Origin of the sequence: Streptococcus sp. 20925_1_44, assembly GCF_041432435.1 — a bacterium.
Classification (GTDB): domain Bacteria; phylum Bacillota; class Bacilli; order Lactobacillales; family Streptococcaceae; genus Streptococcus; species Streptococcus infantis.
The window spans coordinates 40,524-58,312 of the sequence record NZ_JAPVZQ010000001.1 but is presented as its reverse complement, the minus strand read 5'-3'; the positions used below and the strand labels follow the sequence as shown (position 1 = coordinate 58,312).

At 38.7% G+C, this 17,789-nt stretch carries 21 protein-coding genes; 1 reads left to right on the top strand and 20 read right to left on the bottom strand.

What is annotated here, in order from left to right; translation table 11 throughout:
* Nucleotides 1-67 precede the first annotated feature (67 nt).
* On the top strand, nucleotides 68-1,513 hold the full coding sequence (locus O3643_RS00285; RefSeq protein WP_371499016.1) for a UDP-N-acetylmuramoyl-L-alanyl-D-glutamate--L-lysine ligase: 1,446 nt from the start codon (nucleotides 68-70) through the stop codon (nucleotides 1,511-1,513).
* Between the two features lie 38 nt (nucleotides 1,514-1,551).
* Here O3643_RS00285 and O3643_RS00280 read toward each other — a convergent pair whose 3' ends face one another.
* The 20 genes from O3643_RS00280 to O3643_RS00185 all read right to left on the bottom strand — a co-directional run bounded on the left by O3643_RS00280 (nucleotide 1,552) and on the right by O3643_RS00185 (nucleotide 17,745).
* Nucleotides 1,552-2,202, bottom strand: coding sequence for a DUF1803 domain-containing protein (locus O3643_RS00280; RefSeq protein WP_371499014.1), 651 nt, complete (start codon nucleotides 2,200-2,202; stop codon nucleotides 1,552-1,554).
* Complete coding sequence (locus O3643_RS00275; protein WP_371499012.1) at nucleotides 2,186-2,698, bottom strand: YiiX/YebB-like N1pC/P60 family cysteine hydrolase; 513 nt, start codon at nucleotides 2,696-2,698, stop codon at nucleotides 2,186-2,188. The genes O3643_RS00280 and O3643_RS00275 overlap by 17 nt, the downstream gene beginning before the upstream one ends.
* Before the next feature lie 64 nt (nucleotides 2,699-2,762).
* Nucleotides 2,763-3,698, bottom strand: a complete 936-nt coding sequence (locus O3643_RS00270; RefSeq protein ID WP_371499010.1) for a manganese-dependent inorganic pyrophosphatase — start codon at nucleotides 3,696-3,698, stop codon at nucleotides 2,763-2,765.
* Nucleotides 3,699-3,782: 84 nt separating this feature from the next.
* Entirely contained in the window at nucleotides 3,783-4,067 is a 285-nt protein-coding gene (locus tag O3643_RS00265) for a GIY-YIG nuclease family protein (protein ID WP_281137919.1), read from the bottom strand.
* Entirely contained in the window at nucleotides 4,057-4,806 is a 750-nt protein-coding gene (locus O3643_RS00260) for a tRNA1(Val) (adenine(37)-N6)-methyltransferase (RefSeq protein ID WP_004252383.1), read from the bottom strand. Before O3643_RS00260 ends, O3643_RS00265 begins: the two co-directional genes overlap by 11 nt.
* 49 nt (nucleotides 4,807-4,855) lie before the next feature.
* Nucleotides 4,856-5,218: a S1 RNA-binding domain-containing protein gene (locus tag O3643_RS00255; RefSeq protein WP_004252382.1), complete on the bottom strand. Its 363-nt coding sequence runs from the start codon at nucleotides 5,216-5,218 to the stop codon at nucleotides 4,856-4,858.
* Between the two features lies 1 nt (nucleotide 5,219).
* Nucleotides 5,220-6,620, bottom strand: a complete 1,401-nt coding sequence (locus O3643_RS00250) for a bifunctional Cof-type HAD-IIB family hydrolase/peptidylprolyl isomerase (protein WP_371499007.1) — start codon at nucleotides 6,618-6,620, stop codon at nucleotides 5,220-5,222.
* Nucleotides 6,621-6,700: 80 nt separating this feature from the next.
* A complete protein-coding gene (locus O3643_RS00245) occupies nucleotides 6,701-7,204 on the bottom strand; it encodes a GNAT family N-acetyltransferase (protein WP_006152325.1) in 504 nt (167 codons plus the stop codon).
* 105 nt (nucleotides 7,205-7,309) lie between these two features.
* Complete coding sequence (locus tag O3643_RS00240; RefSeq protein WP_371499005.1) at nucleotides 7,310-8,413, bottom strand: glycosyl hydrolase family 8; 1,104 nt, start codon at nucleotides 8,411-8,413, stop codon at nucleotides 7,310-7,312.
* An 8-nt stretch (nucleotides 8,414-8,421) separates the two neighbouring features.
* The gene (locus O3643_RS00235) at nucleotides 8,422-9,732 is read right to left on the bottom strand and encodes a glycosyltransferase (protein ID WP_314944180.1); all 1,311 of its coding nucleotides are present in this window, start codon (nucleotides 9,730-9,732) and stop codon (nucleotides 8,422-8,424) included.
* A gap of 142 nt (nucleotides 9,733-9,874) precedes the next feature.
* The gene (locus tag O3643_RS00230; protein WP_371499002.1) at nucleotides 9,875-10,651 is read right to left on the bottom strand and encodes a hypothetical protein; all 777 of its coding nucleotides are present in this window, start codon (nucleotides 10,649-10,651) and stop codon (nucleotides 9,875-9,877) included.
* Nucleotides 10,651-11,805, bottom strand: a complete 1,155-nt coding sequence (wecB, locus tag O3643_RS00225) for a non-hydrolyzing UDP-N-acetylglucosamine 2-epimerase (protein WP_371499000.1) — start codon at nucleotides 11,803-11,805, stop codon at nucleotides 10,651-10,653. Before wecB ends, O3643_RS00230 begins: the two co-directional genes overlap by 1 nt.
* Nucleotides 11,806-12,384: 579 nt before the next feature.
* The gene (gene rpsR, locus O3643_RS00220; RefSeq protein ID WP_000068664.1) at nucleotides 12,385-12,624 is read right to left on the bottom strand and encodes a 30S ribosomal protein S18; all 240 of its coding nucleotides are present in this window, start codon (nucleotides 12,622-12,624) and stop codon (nucleotides 12,385-12,387) included.
* A gap of 31 nt (nucleotides 12,625-12,655) precedes the next feature.
* Entirely contained in the window at nucleotides 12,656-13,126 is a 471-nt protein-coding gene (ssbA, locus tag O3643_RS00215) for a single-stranded DNA-binding protein SsbA (protein ID WP_254724388.1), read from the bottom strand.
* 11 nt (nucleotides 13,127-13,137) lie between these two features.
* Entirely contained in the window at nucleotides 13,138-13,428 is a 291-nt protein-coding gene (gene rpsF / locus O3643_RS00210) for a 30S ribosomal protein S6 (RefSeq protein WP_371498998.1), read from the bottom strand.
* A 129-nt stretch (nucleotides 13,429-13,557) separates the two neighbouring features.
* Nucleotides 13,558-14,214 carry a CBS domain-containing protein gene (locus O3643_RS00205; protein WP_006148127.1) on the bottom strand — a complete coding sequence of 219 codons (657 nt, stop codon included), beginning with the start codon at nucleotides 14,212-14,214 and terminating at the stop codon, nucleotides 13,558-13,560.
* Nucleotides 14,215-14,441: 227 nt separating this feature from the next.
* On the bottom strand, nucleotides 14,442-15,152 hold the full coding sequence (locus O3643_RS00200; protein WP_006151996.1) for an ABC transporter ATP-binding protein: 711 nt from the start codon (nucleotides 15,150-15,152) through the stop codon (nucleotides 14,442-14,444).
* Nucleotides 15,152-15,916 (bottom strand): ABC transporter ATP-binding protein, encoded by a 765-nt coding sequence (locus tag O3643_RS00195; RefSeq protein ID WP_006151788.1) that lies wholly within the window; start codon nucleotides 15,914-15,916, stop codon nucleotides 15,152-15,154. Before O3643_RS00195 ends, O3643_RS00200 begins: the two co-directional genes overlap by 1 nt.
* Nucleotides 15,916-16,872 carry a branched-chain amino acid ABC transporter permease gene (locus O3643_RS00190; RefSeq protein WP_371498995.1) on the bottom strand — a complete coding sequence of 319 codons (957 nt, stop codon included), beginning with the start codon at nucleotides 16,870-16,872 and terminating at the stop codon, nucleotides 15,916-15,918. Before O3643_RS00190 ends, O3643_RS00195 begins: the two co-directional genes overlap by 1 nt.
* Nucleotides 16,873-16,875: 3 nt before the next feature.
* Nucleotides 16,876-17,745 carry a branched-chain amino acid ABC transporter permease gene (locus O3643_RS00185; RefSeq protein WP_004252371.1) on the bottom strand — a complete coding sequence of 290 codons (870 nt, stop codon included), beginning with the start codon at nucleotides 17,743-17,745 and terminating at the stop codon, nucleotides 16,876-16,878.
* Between the last annotated feature and the right edge of the window lie 44 nt (nucleotides 17,746-17,789).

Sequence of the window (17,789 nt, the reverse complement as noted above, 5' to 3'; positions counted from 1 at the left end):
TTATCTTCCATTATAAACTTTTCCTTGTTACTTGTAAAATTCAGACTTTCAGTTTACAATAGAAAGTATGATAAAGATTGAAACCGTATTAGATATTTTAAAGAAAGACAATCTCTTCCGTGAGATTATCAACCAAGGATATTACCACTACAACTACAACGATGTAACTTTTGATAGCATCTGCTATGATAGCCGAAAAGCAAAAGATAATAGCCTCTTTTTTGTAAAAGGAGCTGCTTTTAAGAAGGAATTTCTTCTTTCGGCAATCTCACAAGGACTCGGTTGGTATGTAGCCGAGCGGGACTACGAAGTAGGCATCCCTGTTATTGTCGTTAACGATATTAAAAAAGCTATGAGTTTGATTGCCATGGAATTTTATGGCAACCCTCAGGAAAAACTAAAACTTCTCGCTTTCACTGGTACCAAAGGAAAAACAACAGCGGCATACTTCGCCTACAATATCTTAAATCAGCAACATCGTCCTGCTATGTTATCAACTATGAATACGACTTTGGACGGAAAAACTTTCTTCAAGTCTGCTCTGACAACACCTGAAAGCATCGACCTCTTTGATATGATGGCCCAGGCTGTTAAGAATGGAAGAAGCCACCTTATTATGGAAGTTTCTAGTCAAGCCTACTTGGTGAAGCGAGTCTACGGCCTCACTTTTGATGTAGGTGTGTTTCTAAATATCAGCCCTGACCATATTGGTCCTATTGAGCATCCAACTTTTGAAGACTACTTCTACCATAAACGTCTCTTGATGAAAAATAGTCGCGCAGTTGTCATTAATAGCGATATGGACCACTTCTCTGTTCTAAAAGAACAAGTTGAAAATCAAGAGCATGACTTCTACGGTAGCCAATCTGATAACCAAATCGAAAACTCCAAAGCCTTTAGCTTCTCAGCTACTGGTAAATTAGCTGGAGACTATGATATTCAGTTGATTGGGCACTTCAACCAAGAAAATGCAGTCGCTGCTGGACTTGCTTGTCTTCGTCTAGGTGCTAGTCTGGATGACATCAAAAAAGGGATTGCGACTACTCGCGTACCTGGTCGTATGGAAGTTCTCACTCAGAAAAATGGTGCAAAAGTTTTCATCGACTACGCCCACAATGGTGACAGTCTTAAAAAACTAATCTCTGTCGTTGAAACTCATCAAACTGGAAAAATTGCTTTAGTACTTGGTTCAACTGGAAACAAGGGAGAAAGCCGTCGCAAGGACTTTGGACTTCTCCTCGATAAACATCCTGAAATTCAAGTATTCCTTACGGCTGACGATCCAAACTATGAAGATCCGATGGCCATTGCAGATGAAATTAGTAGCTACATCCATCGTCCTGTTGAAAAAATTGCTGACCGTGAACAAGCTATCAAGACTGCGATGTCTGTTACAAGTCAAGAACTGGATGCGGTCATTATCGCTGGTAAAGGAGCTGACTGCTACCAAATCATTCAAGGTAAGAAAGAAAACTATCCAGGTGATGCAGCCATCGCTGAACGTTATCTATAGTATATTTAAAGAAGGCTAGGAAAATTCCTAGCCTTCTTCTATTTTTTTCTAAAGATGAATCGTTCTTTATCAAATTCTATAGCCAACTCATATTTCCCATCTTCGTTTTGAACGATGTAACCTAATAAGACTAGACTATCAACAAAGATATCAGGTCGTTTCTGCATGAGTTGATCTTTTTTAAGAAACTTTAGCAAGAATGTTGTCATATACTTGAGCGCATACTCAGGATTGACATCCCCTAAAATTTCATACAGTCTCTGCTGTTCTTCCGTCAGTAGATACTGGAACTTGACCTTGTAGAAGTAATTAGACAAGGTCATCTTTTCCCTTGCAAAATCGGTGTACTCTTCTAGTATAGCTGCATTTGTTTGATTGCGCAATTCTGTCTTAAAATCTTTCTCCAGGATTTCTTGATAGATAGGACTATCATCCCTCACAAAGACTTCTTGGTCTAGTTCAAGAGAGTCTGTAAATTCTAGAAAGGGAAGATTGAGATAATAGCGTTTGTTTTCTCTCAAAATCAAACCCGCTTTAATGTACTCCTCCAAATACTTATCAACTGCAACTTCTGTAAAATGTGCCTTAATCTCTCGCAAAATAACTTCATCATGCTGATCAAGATAGTCAACCAAATCCTTAAAGAATGGCTGTCGCGTCAAACGTGATGGATTAAAAATCTGAATCATGAAGATTCCTTTCTTTACAAACTAAAAGAGGAGATGCTGCTAATTGACTCGGGTTAGTGCCAGGCTGATTCAGAGGTACAGGAAGCCCCAACTCTCGATAATATTCTCTCCAGAAATCACTGATTTCCTGTGTATCATCACCAAACTTCATGGGAATGGTCTCAAAAATAGGGAGAATTTCTGCTACAAACTGGGAACAATAGAAACCATCTCCATCTGGATAAAAGTACGCATTGTAGGGAGCCCCTAAAAGACTCTCTGCTCGCTTTTTGACCTCTGTACCATCAATCTGCTCATAATGATAAAGGTCATATACTTTCCCGTGTTCAAAGAAGTCCTCAGGAGACTGAGCAAGAACACCACCTTCTACCGTGGCATGATAGACCTGTCCGTCCAAAAAGATGGCCACATGGCTATATTGACCAGTAGATTCCTGGATGGCCTGTCCTATATCCGAATCATCTTTCACAAAAATCAAATCGCCATTTTCTAACATACTTCTCCCCTAGAAAAAAAAGGAGTCGAAACTCCTTTTTAACAATGGGCTTCCCCATCTATGATTATGCATTAAAGCTTTCAGTCAATTGTGGTACCACTTGTTTCTTACGTGAAACAGCACCTGGAAGGAAAGCGTGGTTGTTTTCAAGCTTAAAGTTGAAAGCTGCTTCTACCTTGTCCATATTAGCACCAAGAGCCAAAATTTCTGAGTTTGAGTTGACGATGTCTGTAATCATCAAGACAAAGTCAGAGTAGCCGTTAGCTGCATTTGCGGCTTGGATGGCAGCTTCGATTTCAGCTTGGCGTTCCAATACTTCAGCAATATCAACTGTGTTCACTTGAGCCACACGAACATTATTTCCATTAAGTTCAAATGTCTTAGCATCGATATCAATCAATTCTTCAGCAGATTTGCTTGCCAAGTTTGTACCAGCCTTGAGCATGGCAAGACCGTATTCTTCCAAGTTTACACCAGCCAATTCAGCCAATTCAGGCGCAATCACCTTATCAGATGGGTGGGTTGTTGGAGATTTCAAAAGAAGAGTATCTGAAATCAAACCTGATAGCATCAAACCTGCGATTTCTTTTGGAACAGCTACGCCATGCTCTTTGAACATGCGGTAAACGATAGATGATGCTGATCCAACTGGTTCCAAACGCATGTAAAGTGGGCTGGCAGTTTCAAAGTTAGCCACACGGTGGTGATCCACTACACCGTAAACTTCTACTTCAGCGATATCTGAAACAGATTGTTGGAATTCATTGTGGTCTGTTAAGATGACTTGTTCTGCACCTTCTGCTTTAGCAGATGTAATCACGTGCGGTGCTTCTACATCAAAATAGTTCAAGACGAAAGCTGTTTCTTCATTTGGAGTTCCAAGAGCCACCGCTTCTGTGTCCAAACCGTATGCTTCTTTTGCAAGATAAGCAAAAGCTACAGATGAACCAATAGCATCTGAGTCTGGATTTTGGTGACCAAATACTAGAATCTTAGACATGATAATACCTCGTTTCTTTATTCTCTTTATTGTAGCATTTTTTTCAATTTTTGACAAAAATAAGAGGAGCCAAAGGACTCCTCATTACATTTCAAAAGTATCTACTAAATTCTTATTTTGACACTCTTTGAGATAATGTTCTTTTTGCATACGTGTCTTGCGCTTGAAAAGAGCTTCAGCAGACATGGCCTCTTCCTTGCTGTCAAAACCTTCCGCAAAGATGAGTTTTACCGGCAATCGAGCGCGTGTATACTTGGCACCTTTACCGCTATTATGCACGGCAATCCGTTTCTTCACATCTGTTGTATACCCTGTATAGTAGGAATCATCACAACACTCAACCACATACATATAAGCCTTATGATCCATAGTAAATCTCTTGAATTTCTGGTGTATAAGTACCATCACTATTATGAACAATGAGTGGTGGTAAAACCTTAAAGCCACTAGTGGAGCCGTCCTTGATAGCTTCAATCAAAAGCATATTAGCTTCCTTCTCCCGTTTAGGATAAACAAATTGCAGACGTTTTGGAGCCAGATTATGCTGTTGGAGCGTAGCTAAGATATCTAATAATCGATCAGGACGATGAACCATAGCCAAACGCCCATTTGATTTGAGAATACTCTGAGCACTACGACAGATTTCCTTAAGATTGGTTGTAATTTCATGCCGAGCTAAAAGGTAATGCTCACTTTCGTTCAGATTAGAATTTGGATCCACTTTAAAATAAGGCGGATTGCATAAAATCAAATCAACCTTGCTCCCCTGAATGTGACTTGGCATATTTTTCAAATCATCACAGATGACCTGCATCTGTCCGTCCAGCCCATTTAAACGTACTGATCGTTCAGCCATATCAGCAAGACGTTCCTGAATTTCTACAGATAGAATTTTAGCCTTGGTTCGGCTACTGGCAAACAGTCCAACAGCTCCATTTCCTGCACAAAAATCCACAATTAACCCATTTTTAGGGAAACGAGGGAAACGCGACAGGAGAACACTATCCACCGAATAGCTGAAAACCTCTCTATTTTGAATAATCTTGATATCTGTAGAGAAGAGTTGATTAATGCGCTCTCCTGTTTTTAATAATTGTTCTTCGTTCATACTTCCATTATAGCAAAATATAATAACATCACAAGCGACTCAAGGGATATCAATTACTGTTTTTCTTTAAATGTTCCAAGGCTTCTCGTGTCCAAACAGGCATCATGCGACCAAGCGGCGCGAATCCATGTTTGATGCGATCATTCGAAAAACGTCTCCGTCTAGGAAGTTGATGTTTTTCTTCTTCCAAGGTACGAATGGAAAGGCTAGCCTTCCCTGTATATTCGTCAAAATCTACTACTTGTACCTGGACTTCATCACCGATTTTTAAAACCTCGTAAATATTCTCGATAAATCCTGTCCGAATCTCCGAAATATGAATCAGGCCTGTCACTCCTGTTTCTAACTCAACAAAAGCTCCATAGGGCTGAATCCCAGTAATACGGCCATTTAGCTTATCACCGATTTTCATTTTAGTCCTCAATTTCAATAGTTTCAATTACGACATCTTCAACTGGCTTGTCCATTGCACCTGTTTCGACACCTGCAATTGCATCCAGAACTTCATAAGAAGCTTCATCCGCAAGTTGACCGAATACAGTATGACGACGGTCTAGGTGAGGAGTTCCACCTTGTTCTGCATAAATCTCCGCAATTGGCTCTGGCCAACCACCACGAGCAATTTCTTTCTTAGAATATGGCAAGTGTTGATTCTGCACGATAAAGAACTGGCTACCATTTGTATTTGGCCCAGCATTAGCCATAGAAAGGGCTCCACGGACATTGTAAAGTTCTTCTGAAAACTCATCCTCAAACGACTCACCATAGATAGACTCTCCACCCATACCGGTTCCAGTTGGGTCTCCACCTTGAATCATAAAATCTTTAATAATACGGTGGAAAATCACACCGTCATAGTAACCATCTTTTGACAGAGCAATAAAGTTGGCTACTGTTTTTGGTGCGTGATCAGGGAAAAGTTTGATACGCATATCCCCATGATTTGTCTTAATAGTCGCAATTGGACCTTCTACTGTTTCAATGTCTACTTGTGGAAAATGTAATTCTTTTTCTACCATACCAAATCCTTCTAAGGCATCAAAGATGCCATCTTCTTCTAATGTTTTTGTAATATAATCTGCTTTTTCTTTGATTTTGTCATGAGAAACACCCATGGCGACACTAATGCCTGCATAATCAAAGAGCTCTAAATCGTTAAGTCCGTCCCCAAAAACCATCACGTTTTCAGGTTTTAAACCTAATTGGTCTACCACTTTGGCAACTCCAGCTGCCTTAGAACCGGAAATCGGCACCACATCTGACGAATGTTCATGCCAGCGTACCATACGCAAAGTCGATGCTAAACTTTCAGGCAAGACAAGGTCATCTCCCCGCTCCTCAAAGGTCCACATCTGATAAATATCTTCTTTTTGGTAAAAATCAGGGTCCACCTCTAAATCAGGATAAATCGGGTCAATCGCCTGACTAATCATCTCTGTTCGCCTTGATAGTTTAGCAGCATGACTTCCCACCAAACCATAATCAATTCCAACTTCTTTGGTCCAAGTAATATATTCTTCAACCTTATCTTTAGCAATTTTGTTACTATAAATGACATTGCCCTTTTTGTCCTCAATATAAGCACCATTCAAGGTTACAAAGAAATCAGGTTTGAGGGCTTTAATCTCTGGGACGACACCAAAAATACCTCGACCAGTCGCAATTCCTGTCAAAATTCCTTTATCACGTAATTGTTTAAAGGCTGTTGGAATAGTGCTTGGAATAAAGCCAGTCTTTGAATTTCGTAAAGTATCATCTATATCAAAAAAGATAATCTTAATCTTCTTAGCCTTGTATCTTAACTTGGCATCCATTATAATAACTCCTTCAATTCACTCCTTCCATTATACCATAAAGTAGAGAAATCCCACATCCCCAATAAAATCCTTGTCTCTTATCCGAATTCCTTTACTAGATACAAAACCAAATCATCATTATTTTGGCTAGTTGCATTCATTTCCAAGGGTTGATTTCGATACCAGACACCTGTCCCATCTGGAATGTAGCCCCGTCTGATATATAATCTCTGGGCAGGGCCATAGCCTAAGTGCAAACCTACACCAAGAGTGACCTTACTCGAAACAAACTTGACTCGTTTTTCTGCTTCTTCTAGCAGTTGATTCCCAATCCCTTGATTTCGAAAAGGCTCAAACACATTAAAATCTGATAATTCTGGATAGACTTCTGCAAAAGGACCATGTTTAGCAGAGGGCAAAATGGTAACGTAGCCCGCTACAACACCATCAATCTCTGCAACTAAGACTTCTCTCTCCCCACTTTCCTGTTCCAGAAAATATCTAGCCAAAATTTCCTCTCTACCAGGCCAACCTTGATTCATAAATCCATGAGATAAGGATTCAATATCAGACTTAATCATATTTCTAATCGTACAATTCATCTTTAACTTACCCACCTTTACTCCTTCTATTGCCATTATAGCACACCAAGGTCAGAAAAAAACACCAAAAAAGAGAACTAGTAAAACTAGTCTCTTTTTTATATTTTAGAATAGCTCAAGAGCAATCATAGTAATCATAGTTGCATTATAATAATTATCCAATGGTAAATCTTGCGTAAAAATATATTTATTCTGTTGGAGGAGTTTAAGATTCCCTTCGACAGTATTTGCCGCATAAGTAATTGGAGCTAAGAAACTTCCTGCTTGATATTGATTTAAAGCATGGCCTTGAAGATCATACCCGGCATAGATCCGTTTCTCTTTCATAAAGAAATCCATCATCTTTTGAACGATTTTCTGACTTCTTTCGTCCCGACTCTGTGCCAAGTGGTAAGGCAAGCGACAAGCGTTATAAGAATAAGCTCCGTCGTATTGAGATTCAATGGTATTAGCATCAGCAACACGCACACCTGACTTCTCTACCCAGATAAAGTCTGGCAAGAGACCTGTCTCAGATTGAGAACTGATTTGCTCCAATTGCCCAAGCATTTTATCCTTAATATCGAGCCATTGTTTATCTCCAGTTAGATTATAAAATACTTGGAAATAATGAGGTAGTGTATCAGATGTTCTCATCAAATAGTAAAAATCCGTATTTTTTTTCGCCCAATTTCCTACCTTTAGAACACCAGTATCCTCGTTATAATTGAATCGAAGAATATCAATCAAGATACTTTTGGCTTGACCTTCATATTCCTGAGCCTTATCTGGCCACTGCTTAGCAGCTTCGATCAAGGAATAAGCAATATAGAGATCGCCATCTGTTGCATTATGCTTTTCAACAGTTTCTTGTCCATTCTTGATAACCTGCTTCCAAGACATCAACTGAGTCCCCTCTAGTCGATGGTTTTTATAGTAACGATACAGGCTATCAAAATTCTCTTGATTGGCTTGTCCTTTTTGAGCTGCATAAACTGTTAAGAGCATACCGTAACTCTGAGCTTCTGATAAAACAGTTGTCTCATCACCACTACTAGTCGTACGAACATAAGTTTGATCCCCATTTGAAACGAGGAACTGCTGACTCCATTGATGGTAGATACGATTACGCATTTCGATTTTGCTCCTTCCTCTTGCCAAGAACAAGGTTAGGCAAAAGATTGAAAGGATGAGAACAAACCATACATATTTTAATTTATTCAGTTTCATAGTTCCCCCTAACCTGCAAAGCGTTTGGTTTTAACCCACTTCGTTTCTTTTCTACGAAGAATCTTGTCCATCACAATTGAAGTAATGGAATCAATAGATACTATGATAAATAGTTGAGCATAAGTGAAATAAGCTAACAAGGCCAACCAAACCTGCCTGCTTGTTGCTTGCCCAAATTGGCTCGCTAATGCAATCATAATCTGCATCAAATAAAGGCCAATCATGAAAATCCAGTTAAAGAGCATTAATTGAGTGATATAAATATTGTTTGCATCAAAGGCAAATGGAATATCAAAGTCCGGGACAAATATACGAACAAGCATTGCGATTATATTAGCAAAGAAAATCAAATCAGAAAGAACGATGGCAAAGTTAAACCAAAAGAAGATACAAGAATAGTTAAATACTTCTAACTTAACACGCCAGTTTCCTTTACCAAACAGGTGCTTAAAGTTTGATAGGACTACTTCATAGTTCCCCTTAGCCCAACGTTTCCGTTGCATGTAATAACTCTTTAAAGTCTCTGGCTCTTGTTGGAAGGCCTCTGAATTATAAGCAAGGGCAATCAATTTCCCACTTTGCATGATTTTAAAGGAAATGTCGGTATCTTCTGTTAAGGCACCGTTTTTCCAACCACCAATACTTTTTACAAACTCAGTTTGAATAAGGAAGTTGGTCCCAGGTATACGTCCAATTTTAAAGAGATGCCACATACCCACATGGTGCACACGCTGAGTAACGACGATTTCTTGATTGATACAACGCGTTAAGAAGTTTTGATTCGCATTACGCGTCTTATTTCTACCAAAAGAGGCCACATGACGTTCTGGATCCTTCATGACTTCCTTGACAAGGAAATAGAGAGCATTTTTCTCGGGCATAGCATCAGCATCATAAACGCAGATATAGTCTCCTGTAGCCATCTTCAAAGCATCATTAAGAACTCCAGCTTTACCTCCAGTACCACTGCGATTGATAATGGTTAGATCTCTTCCAACGTATTCTGGCATAGCCTTAACAGATAAGCACTCTTGATAAGTGTTATCTGAACAATTATCTGCAAACAAGAGCAATTCCACACGATCGTGAGGATAATTCAAATCAAGGATGGCTTTAGCTGTCTGTGCAATAACCACATCTTCATTATGGGCAGGAACGACAATCGTCACCTTAGGATAGTATGGTAATGGTGTTGTATCAACACGAAAATCACTATGTTTAAACCAAAAGTGAACAGCCGAAAAAAGAATAACCAATCCCCAGGCAAGAGAAATCCAGATAGAAATCAAAGTAAAAATCATCAATATTTGACTAATCATAATCCACCGCCTTAAAATTTTTATTTACACGATGGTATAAAACCTTGTACGCAATAAATAATATGACAAAACAAATGCCAAACACGAGACTTACTCCAAAAGCAACTCCCCAAAATGTATCTGTCAGATTCATTTTCTCCTCCTAATATTCTACAATGACATCCGTCTCTAGCTGACGTTTTAAATGACTAGTTAAATCAGAGTAGTGTTTATTTTTCTCTCTGTTTTCAGAGTCAACTATCAAGTAACCCGTTTGAAATTGAATTCCTTGATTTCCGTCTTCACCATGAAAAACTAACTCTTCTAGTTTTTCCTTCAAATCATTGAAATAGATTTCCTTCAAGGAATGTTGATTGCTATCAGAAATAACAAGGAAATTCCCCTCAGAAATATAAAAGAGTTTATCATTGTACATCAGCCTCTGTGAAATGACATCTTGAATCTGACTTAGCATACGATTATACTCTTTAGGTTTAATCTGGAAGAATAAGTCCTCATGGGACCAATGAATCAAGAGAGTCTGTATTTCCTCGCTTTTAGAAGAAAGCATAGATTCATATTCTAAAGCAGCCTCTTCTTCTTGATCTTGCACCTGAGAAGCCATCTTAAAGAGGTAATAACGAATCTTGATTAAAATTCCAATTAAAACAGGAAAACTAAAAAGGAAAATAAAAATCTGAAGACTTGGGATATAGACAATGCCCAGCACTAAAAAGATAATGCCTAGACCAAAGCTTAACAATATTGTCCAAGTCAGCAACAAATCTGATAATACCAAGGCTGCAAACAAGGCTAAGAAGAAAAATAAGATTTGTTCAAGTAAGAGTTGTCTAGCATAAAGCCCACAAAACACTAGGAGAAATAACTCAAATCCAATTAAAGCAATAGACCAGTTCCTAAATTTAATCCAACTTTTCATTATGCTTCATCTCCTTCTCTAAATTCAGATACAGCTTCCCTCAAACCATAATAATGTTGAATGGCTTGTACAATCCGTTCAGAAGCTTTTCCGTCACCATAAGGATTCGGAGCTTGAGACATATCTTTATAGAGTTTTTCATCAGTTAAGAGTGCTGTCATTGCCTCTTTCACACGATTTGGATCTGTTCCAACTAATTTTAGAGTTCCTGCTCGTACTCCTTCTGGACGTTCAGTTGTATCACGAAGGACAAGAACTGGTTTCCCTAAAGAAGGAGCTTCTTCCTGAACACCTCCAGAATCCGTCATGATAAAATAACTTCTTGATGCCAAATTGTGAAAATCTAATACATCTAATGGTTCAATCAAATGAATTCGTTCATGACCAGAAAGAATATCCTTAGCAGCTTCTTGGACTGCAGGGCTAAGGTGAACAGGATAGACAACTTCTAATTCTGAATGAAGATCTACCATTTCGCGCAAAGCAGCAAAGACATCACGCATAGGTTGACCTTGATTTTCACGACGGTGCATTGTCACCAAAACTAATTTCTTTAAAGGATCCAATCGATCTAGGACTTCATGATAGTAATCTGATTGAACAGTCAATTTTAAAGCATCAATAGCAGTGTTCCCAGTGATGATAATAGCAGATTCAGGATGGTTTTCCTTAAGAAGATTTTCCTTACTATCAGTCGTTGGAGCAAAATAGAGATCCGCTAGATTATCTGTCATCTGACGGTTCATCTCTTCTGGGAATGGAGAATATTTATCAAAGGTTCTTAACCCTGCTTCAACATGCCCGATGCGAACTTGATTATAGAAAGCTACCAGACTTGCTACAAAAGTTGTTGTAGTATCACCGTGTACCAAAATCATATCTGGAAGTTCTTTCTTAACAATAGGATCGAACTTCTGGAGAATTTTAGCAGTAATATCTAAAAGTGACTGATTTTTCCCCATAATATCTAAATCATAGTTTGGTTGAATACGGAAGGTTTCAAGAACCTGATCTAGCATTTGACGGTGTTGAGCTGTTACAACTGTAATCGTTTCGATACAATCACTATGCTTTTGTAATTCCAACACTAAAGGGGCCATTTTGATGGCTTCTGGACGCGTTCCAAAAACAACCATCACTTTAAGTTTTTCCATTATGGTTTCCTTTTAAACATAATAAAATTTGACACATAATATTGATTCGAATATAGAATATTTCAAGAGTCAATTAATTTGATTGTCTTAATTATTTTACCGACAATTAATTTAAATGTCAAATTTTTTTAGAATCCACTAATGGTTTTAATAGTTTTGTAACACTATGAAATCCTTTTGTAATAAAGGATTTCAACAACTTTTAGTAATATTTGCATTCTATATTATAATATAGAGAAATATATTGAATTCCTCAATTTTATTTTTTAAAAAAAGTCATTAAAATCAATAATGATTGAACGCTATCTACTAAAAACACGTAAGAAACAAACCCTTCTATTTTTATGATCGTGAAAAAAGACCCGTCGGGGTCTTAATTCACTTTCTAGTTTTCGAGCTCATGAAAAAGAGGTCCACTGGACCCCACTCGCTCTCACATTTCGAGGCTCGTGAAAAAAAGACCCGTCAGGGTCTTACTCGCTCTCTTGTTTTCAAGCTCATAAAAAAGAGGTCCACTGGACCTCAACTCGCTCTCACATTTCAATGCTCGTGAAAAAAAGACCCGTAAGGGTCTTTTCTTTAATCTTCGTTTACGAAAGGCATCAAAGCCATTACGCGAGCGCGTTTGATAGCTGTTGTTACTTTACGTTGGTTTTTAGCTGAAGTTCCAGTTACACGACGAGGAAGGATTTTCCCACGTTCTGAAACGAAACGGCTAAGAAGCTCAGTATCTTTGTAATCAACATATTCAATTTTGTTTGCTGCGATGTAATCAACTTTTTTACGGCGTTTGAATCCGCCACGACGTTGTTGAGCCATGTTTTTTCTCCTTTATAGTATTAATTGTCCATTAGAATGGTAAATCATCATCTGAAATATCCAAAGGATTGGTTGATCCAAATGGATTTTCATCACGTGAAAAGTCTGGTACTGAATTTGTAGCTGCTGCATGATTCGCAGTTGGTGCAGAATAAGCTCCACCACTTTGTCCTTCACGAGCACTACGGCTTTCCAACATTTGGAAATTCTCAGCTACGACTTCTGTCACGTAGACACGTTGTCCTTGCTGGTTATCGTAACTACGAGTCTGAATACGACCTGTAACCCCAATAAGTGAGCCTTTTTTAGCCCAGTTAGCAAGATTTTCAGCCTGTTGGCGCCACATAACGACATTGATAAAATCAGCCTCACGTTCGCCATTTTGACTCTTGAATGTACGGTTTACTGCAAGAGTAAAAGTCGCAACTGCTACATTTGATGGGGTATAACGTAACTCAGCGTCACGTGTCATACGCCCTACAAGTACAACATTGTTAATCATAATCTACCTTCTTACGCGTCAAGTTTGACGATCATGTGACGAAGAATGTCAGCGTTGATTTTTGAAAGACGGTCAAACTCTTTAAGAGATGCGTCGTCGTTTGCTTCAACGTTAACGATGTGGTAAAGTCCTTCACGGAAATCTTGGATTTCGTATGCAAGACGACGTTTTTCCCAATCTTTTGATTCAACAACAGTTGCACCGTTGTCAGTCAAGATAGAGTCAAAACGTGCTACCAAAGCGTTTTTCGCTTCTTCTTCAATGTTTGGACGAATAATATAAAGAATTTCGTATTTAGCCATTGATATGTTCCTCCTTTTGGTCTAATGACCCCAAGCCTTTGCAAGGGGTAAGTGAGGTTTGCTCACAATAAACTATTATACTAGAAAAAAGTTTTTTTCGCAAGCTTAAAGTAAGTTATATTTTTCTTTTTAGAGTTTTTTTGCAGAAGTTTTTGTAATTTCATCTACGAGAATATTTTCATCCTCGAATTTCTTTTTCAATGATGAAAGATCAATACTTCCCTCAATTTGTACTTCAATAACGATCTTACCATCCTTACGTGGAATATTAACGGTATGAGAGATATTAAGATTTTCCTCAACGATTAAAGAAACAATCTTACCTAAAACTCCAACTTCATTTTCTGTGATAAAACGAACACGGATTCCCTCTTCACCATAACCTGCGATTTCAAGAAAGGCACTGAATACATCACGATCTGTAATGACTCCATACAATTGTCCATTGTCAACAACTGGCAAAATTCCAATCTTATTTTTAAGCATGAGATAAGTTGCATCTTCTAAACTTGCATAGCCTGAGACAGTAACAACATCTCGAATCATGACGTCTTTTACTTTTGTCTTATTAAGTAAATAATTCATCTCGAAGATTGAAAGACTAGTCGCTTTTGAAGGACTAGCTTCAGCGATTGTCCCTTCTGTTACCAAGCCTACTAATTTATCATTCTCAATAACAGGGAGACGGTGCAAGCCTTGTTCGCGCATCAAATCTGCTGCGTGTGCAACAGTTGTATCAGGACTGATATAAACGACCTTGCGTGTCATAAAATCTTTAACTGCCATAGGAAATCTCCTTTATGTTTATAGTTTCATTATACACTTTTTACGGAAAGCTATCAAACGCTTTCATTTCTTTTTCAAGATTCAGAAAAATCTGAAGGACTTTACGAAAAAGAGCTCAACTTAGAGCCCTTAATCTTATACTTATGTAGATTGTATGATTGCTTTGCAATCTTTATCCGCCGACTAAAAAGGTCTCCCAGACTAGATGTTAATTGCTGACGCAGTTTTTAGCCACCTAGATATGCTTTCCTGACTTCATCTGATGCTGCGAGTTCTTTTCCTGTTCCTGATAGGACAATCTTTCCTGTCTCAAGAACATATCCTCGGTCAGCGATGGCAAGTGCTTTATTGGCATTTTGTTCAATTAAGAGAACGGTTGTTCCTTGTTTTTGAATATCTTGGATGATATCAAAAATTTCTTGGATAAAGATTGGCGCAAGCCCCATTGATGGTTCATCTAATAAAAGAAGTTTGGGCGTTGACATGAGTGCACGTCCCATGGCAAGCATCTGCTGTTCACCACCAGATAGAGTAGCCGCATCTTGGTTTTTACGTTCTTCCAAACGAGGGAAACGAGAGAAGACTTTTTTCAAATTGGCTTGATTTTCTTCACGATTTTTCTTAAGAAAGGCTCCCATCTCCAAGTTTTCCAAAACAGTCAAACCAGGGAAGACATGACGTCCTTCTGGTACTTGAGAAAGTCCTGATGCCACAATCTTCTGTGCAGGCATTTTTTGGATTTCTTGTCCCAAAAATTCAATTCGACCAGAACTTGGACGCACAAGTCCTGAAAGAGTACGAAGGATAGTTGTTTTACCAGCACCGTTAGCACCGATAAGAGAAACAACTTCCCCTTCATTAACTTCAAAGCTCACATCACGCACAGCTTGAATCATACCGTAGTGAACTGAGAGGTTTTCAACTTTTAACATAGACATTAGGCTTCACCTCCAAGATAAGCTTCGATAACTCGTTTATTGTTCTTGATTTCATCTGGTGTCCCATGAGCAATCAAACGACCGTACTCAAGTACGTAGATACGTTCAGTGACTTCCATAACCAAGTTCATATCATGTTCAATCAGCATGATGGTGATCTTGAATTCATCCTTGATGCGACGGATCAACTCAGTCAATTCTGCAGTTTCTTGGGGGTTCATACCTGCTGCAGGCTCATCCAAGAAGAGGATTTTAGGTTCTGTGGCAAGGGCACGAACAATTTCCAAACGACGTTGTTGACCATAGGCTAAGTTTTTAGCTAAGGTTTCAGCATCACCATCTAAATCAAAGATTTTTAGTAATTCTAAGGCTTTAGCTTTTAATTCTTTTTCATTCTTATAAAAAGCTGGTAAGCGCAAGAAACTTGCAAAAACATGTTGTTTGTGATGGTTACTAAATGCAATAAGAACGTTATCCAAAACTGTCAAGTCTTTAAAGAGGCGGATGTTTTGGAAGGTACGCCCTAAACCAAGAGCAGCTATTTTATAGGGTTGCTTACCATTTAATAAGTGACCATCTAAGGTTACTGTTCCTTCACTTGGTTCATAAACCCCTGTTAGCAAGTTGAAGAGAGTTGTTTTCCCAGCACCGTTCGGTCCAATCAAGCCAACAAGTTCACCTTCGTTCAATTCTAGAGTTACATCTCCAACAGCAGTCAGACCACCAAAATGCTTGGTTAACTGTTTTACTTCAAGTAATGCCATTAGTTTTGTCCCTCCTTCTTACCTTTTTTAAAGAGTCTTGATAGGCTCAATTCCCAGGTTCCAAGAAGACCACCTGGTCTGAAAATCATAACGAGTACCAAGGCCAAAGCATAGATAATCATACGAACGCTAGCCACATCTTGAAGGAACATATTCAAAATACCAAGAACAATAGCAGCGACAATTGCTCCTGTAATTGATCCCAAACCACCAAATACAACGATAATTAAAACGTTGATAGAATTGATAAAGCTATAATCCTTAGGCACAACAGAACCGATAAATCCTGCTTGAAGGGAACCTGCAATACTTGCAGTCATAGCTCCAAAGACAAATGCGATAATTTTGATTTTTGTTGTATTTACCCCGACAGATTCAGCTGCAATTTCATCTTCACGAACAGACAAGGTTAAACGACCGATTGGACTACGAAGGAAATTCAGCGTTGCAATTGTCGTAATCACGGCAAAAATGTATACCATTTGCCAATTAGTAAAGTTTGGAATACCAAGGATACCAGCAGCTCCGTTTGTTAAATCACCACCATTGACGATTAGGATACGGATAATTTCAGCAACCCCAAGTGTCGCAACTGCAAGGTAGTCCCCCTTCAAACGAAGGGTAGGAATTCCAACGACCAAGGCAACCAAACCAGCAATGATAGCACCAAGCAACATAGCTCCAAAAAAGGCACCATATGTTGGAGATTTAGAACCAATAATGGCTGCTGCATAGGCACCGATAGCCATGAACCCAGCATGTCCAAGAGAAAATTGACCAGAGAAACCAACGATAAGGTTAAGTCCTACTGCAAGAATAATATTGATACCGATTTGTTCTAGAATCTGAATATGGAAAAGGTTTAAAATACCAAACGAAACTAATAAGCTAATCAAACCATATCCAAGCAACAAAAGGAGCAACCAGAGAATATTAACTTTTAAATTTTCTTTCATTGTTTACACCTTCTCTTTCACATTCTTACCAAGGATACCTGCTGGACGAACAATCAAGATCAATAGCAAGATTCCGTACACGATAGCATCACGAAAATCTGACATTCCGAAGGCTGTTGCAAAAGTTTCCAATAGTCCGATTACAAAACCTCCAAGAGCTGCACCAGGAATAATACCGATACCACCTAAAACGGCAGCCACGAATGATTTAATACCTGGAGTCATTCCCATCAATGGTTCAAGAGAGTTGTAGTAAAGGGCAATCAAGACACCCGCTGCACCAGCCAGAGCTGAACCTAAGGCAAAGGTGAAACTGATTGTACGGTTTACGTTGATCCCCATTAACTGAGCTGCATCACTATCTACAGATACGGCACGCATGGCTTTCCCCATTTTGGTTTTTTGCACGATGAGTTGCAAAAGAATCATCAAGACAATTGAAACTGTCAAAATCAACAATTGAATATTTGTTAGACTGATCGGACCCAAGTCATAACGAACTGTTTGGATTGCTTGAGGAAAGGCGCGTGTATTGGCACCTACTAGGTAGACCATTCCATACTCAAGCAAGAATGATACCCCGATAGCAGTAATCAATACAGAGATACGAGTTGAATGTCGGAGTGGACGGTAGGCTAGAAACTCAATGATAACACCGAGAATTGCTGAACCAATCATGGACAAAATTAAGGCTAAAAAGAAATTTAAATGGAGGGCATTGATCAAGAAATAACCCATGAAAGCACCCATCATATAGATATCACCATGGGCAAAGTTAATAAGCTTGATAATTCCATAAACCATAGTATAACCTAGGGCTAGCAAGGCATAGACACTACCCAAGATTAAACCATTGACAAGTTGTTGAAGCATATGGTTCACTCTTTCTAAGTTTTATTTTTAGGATTTTATAAAAA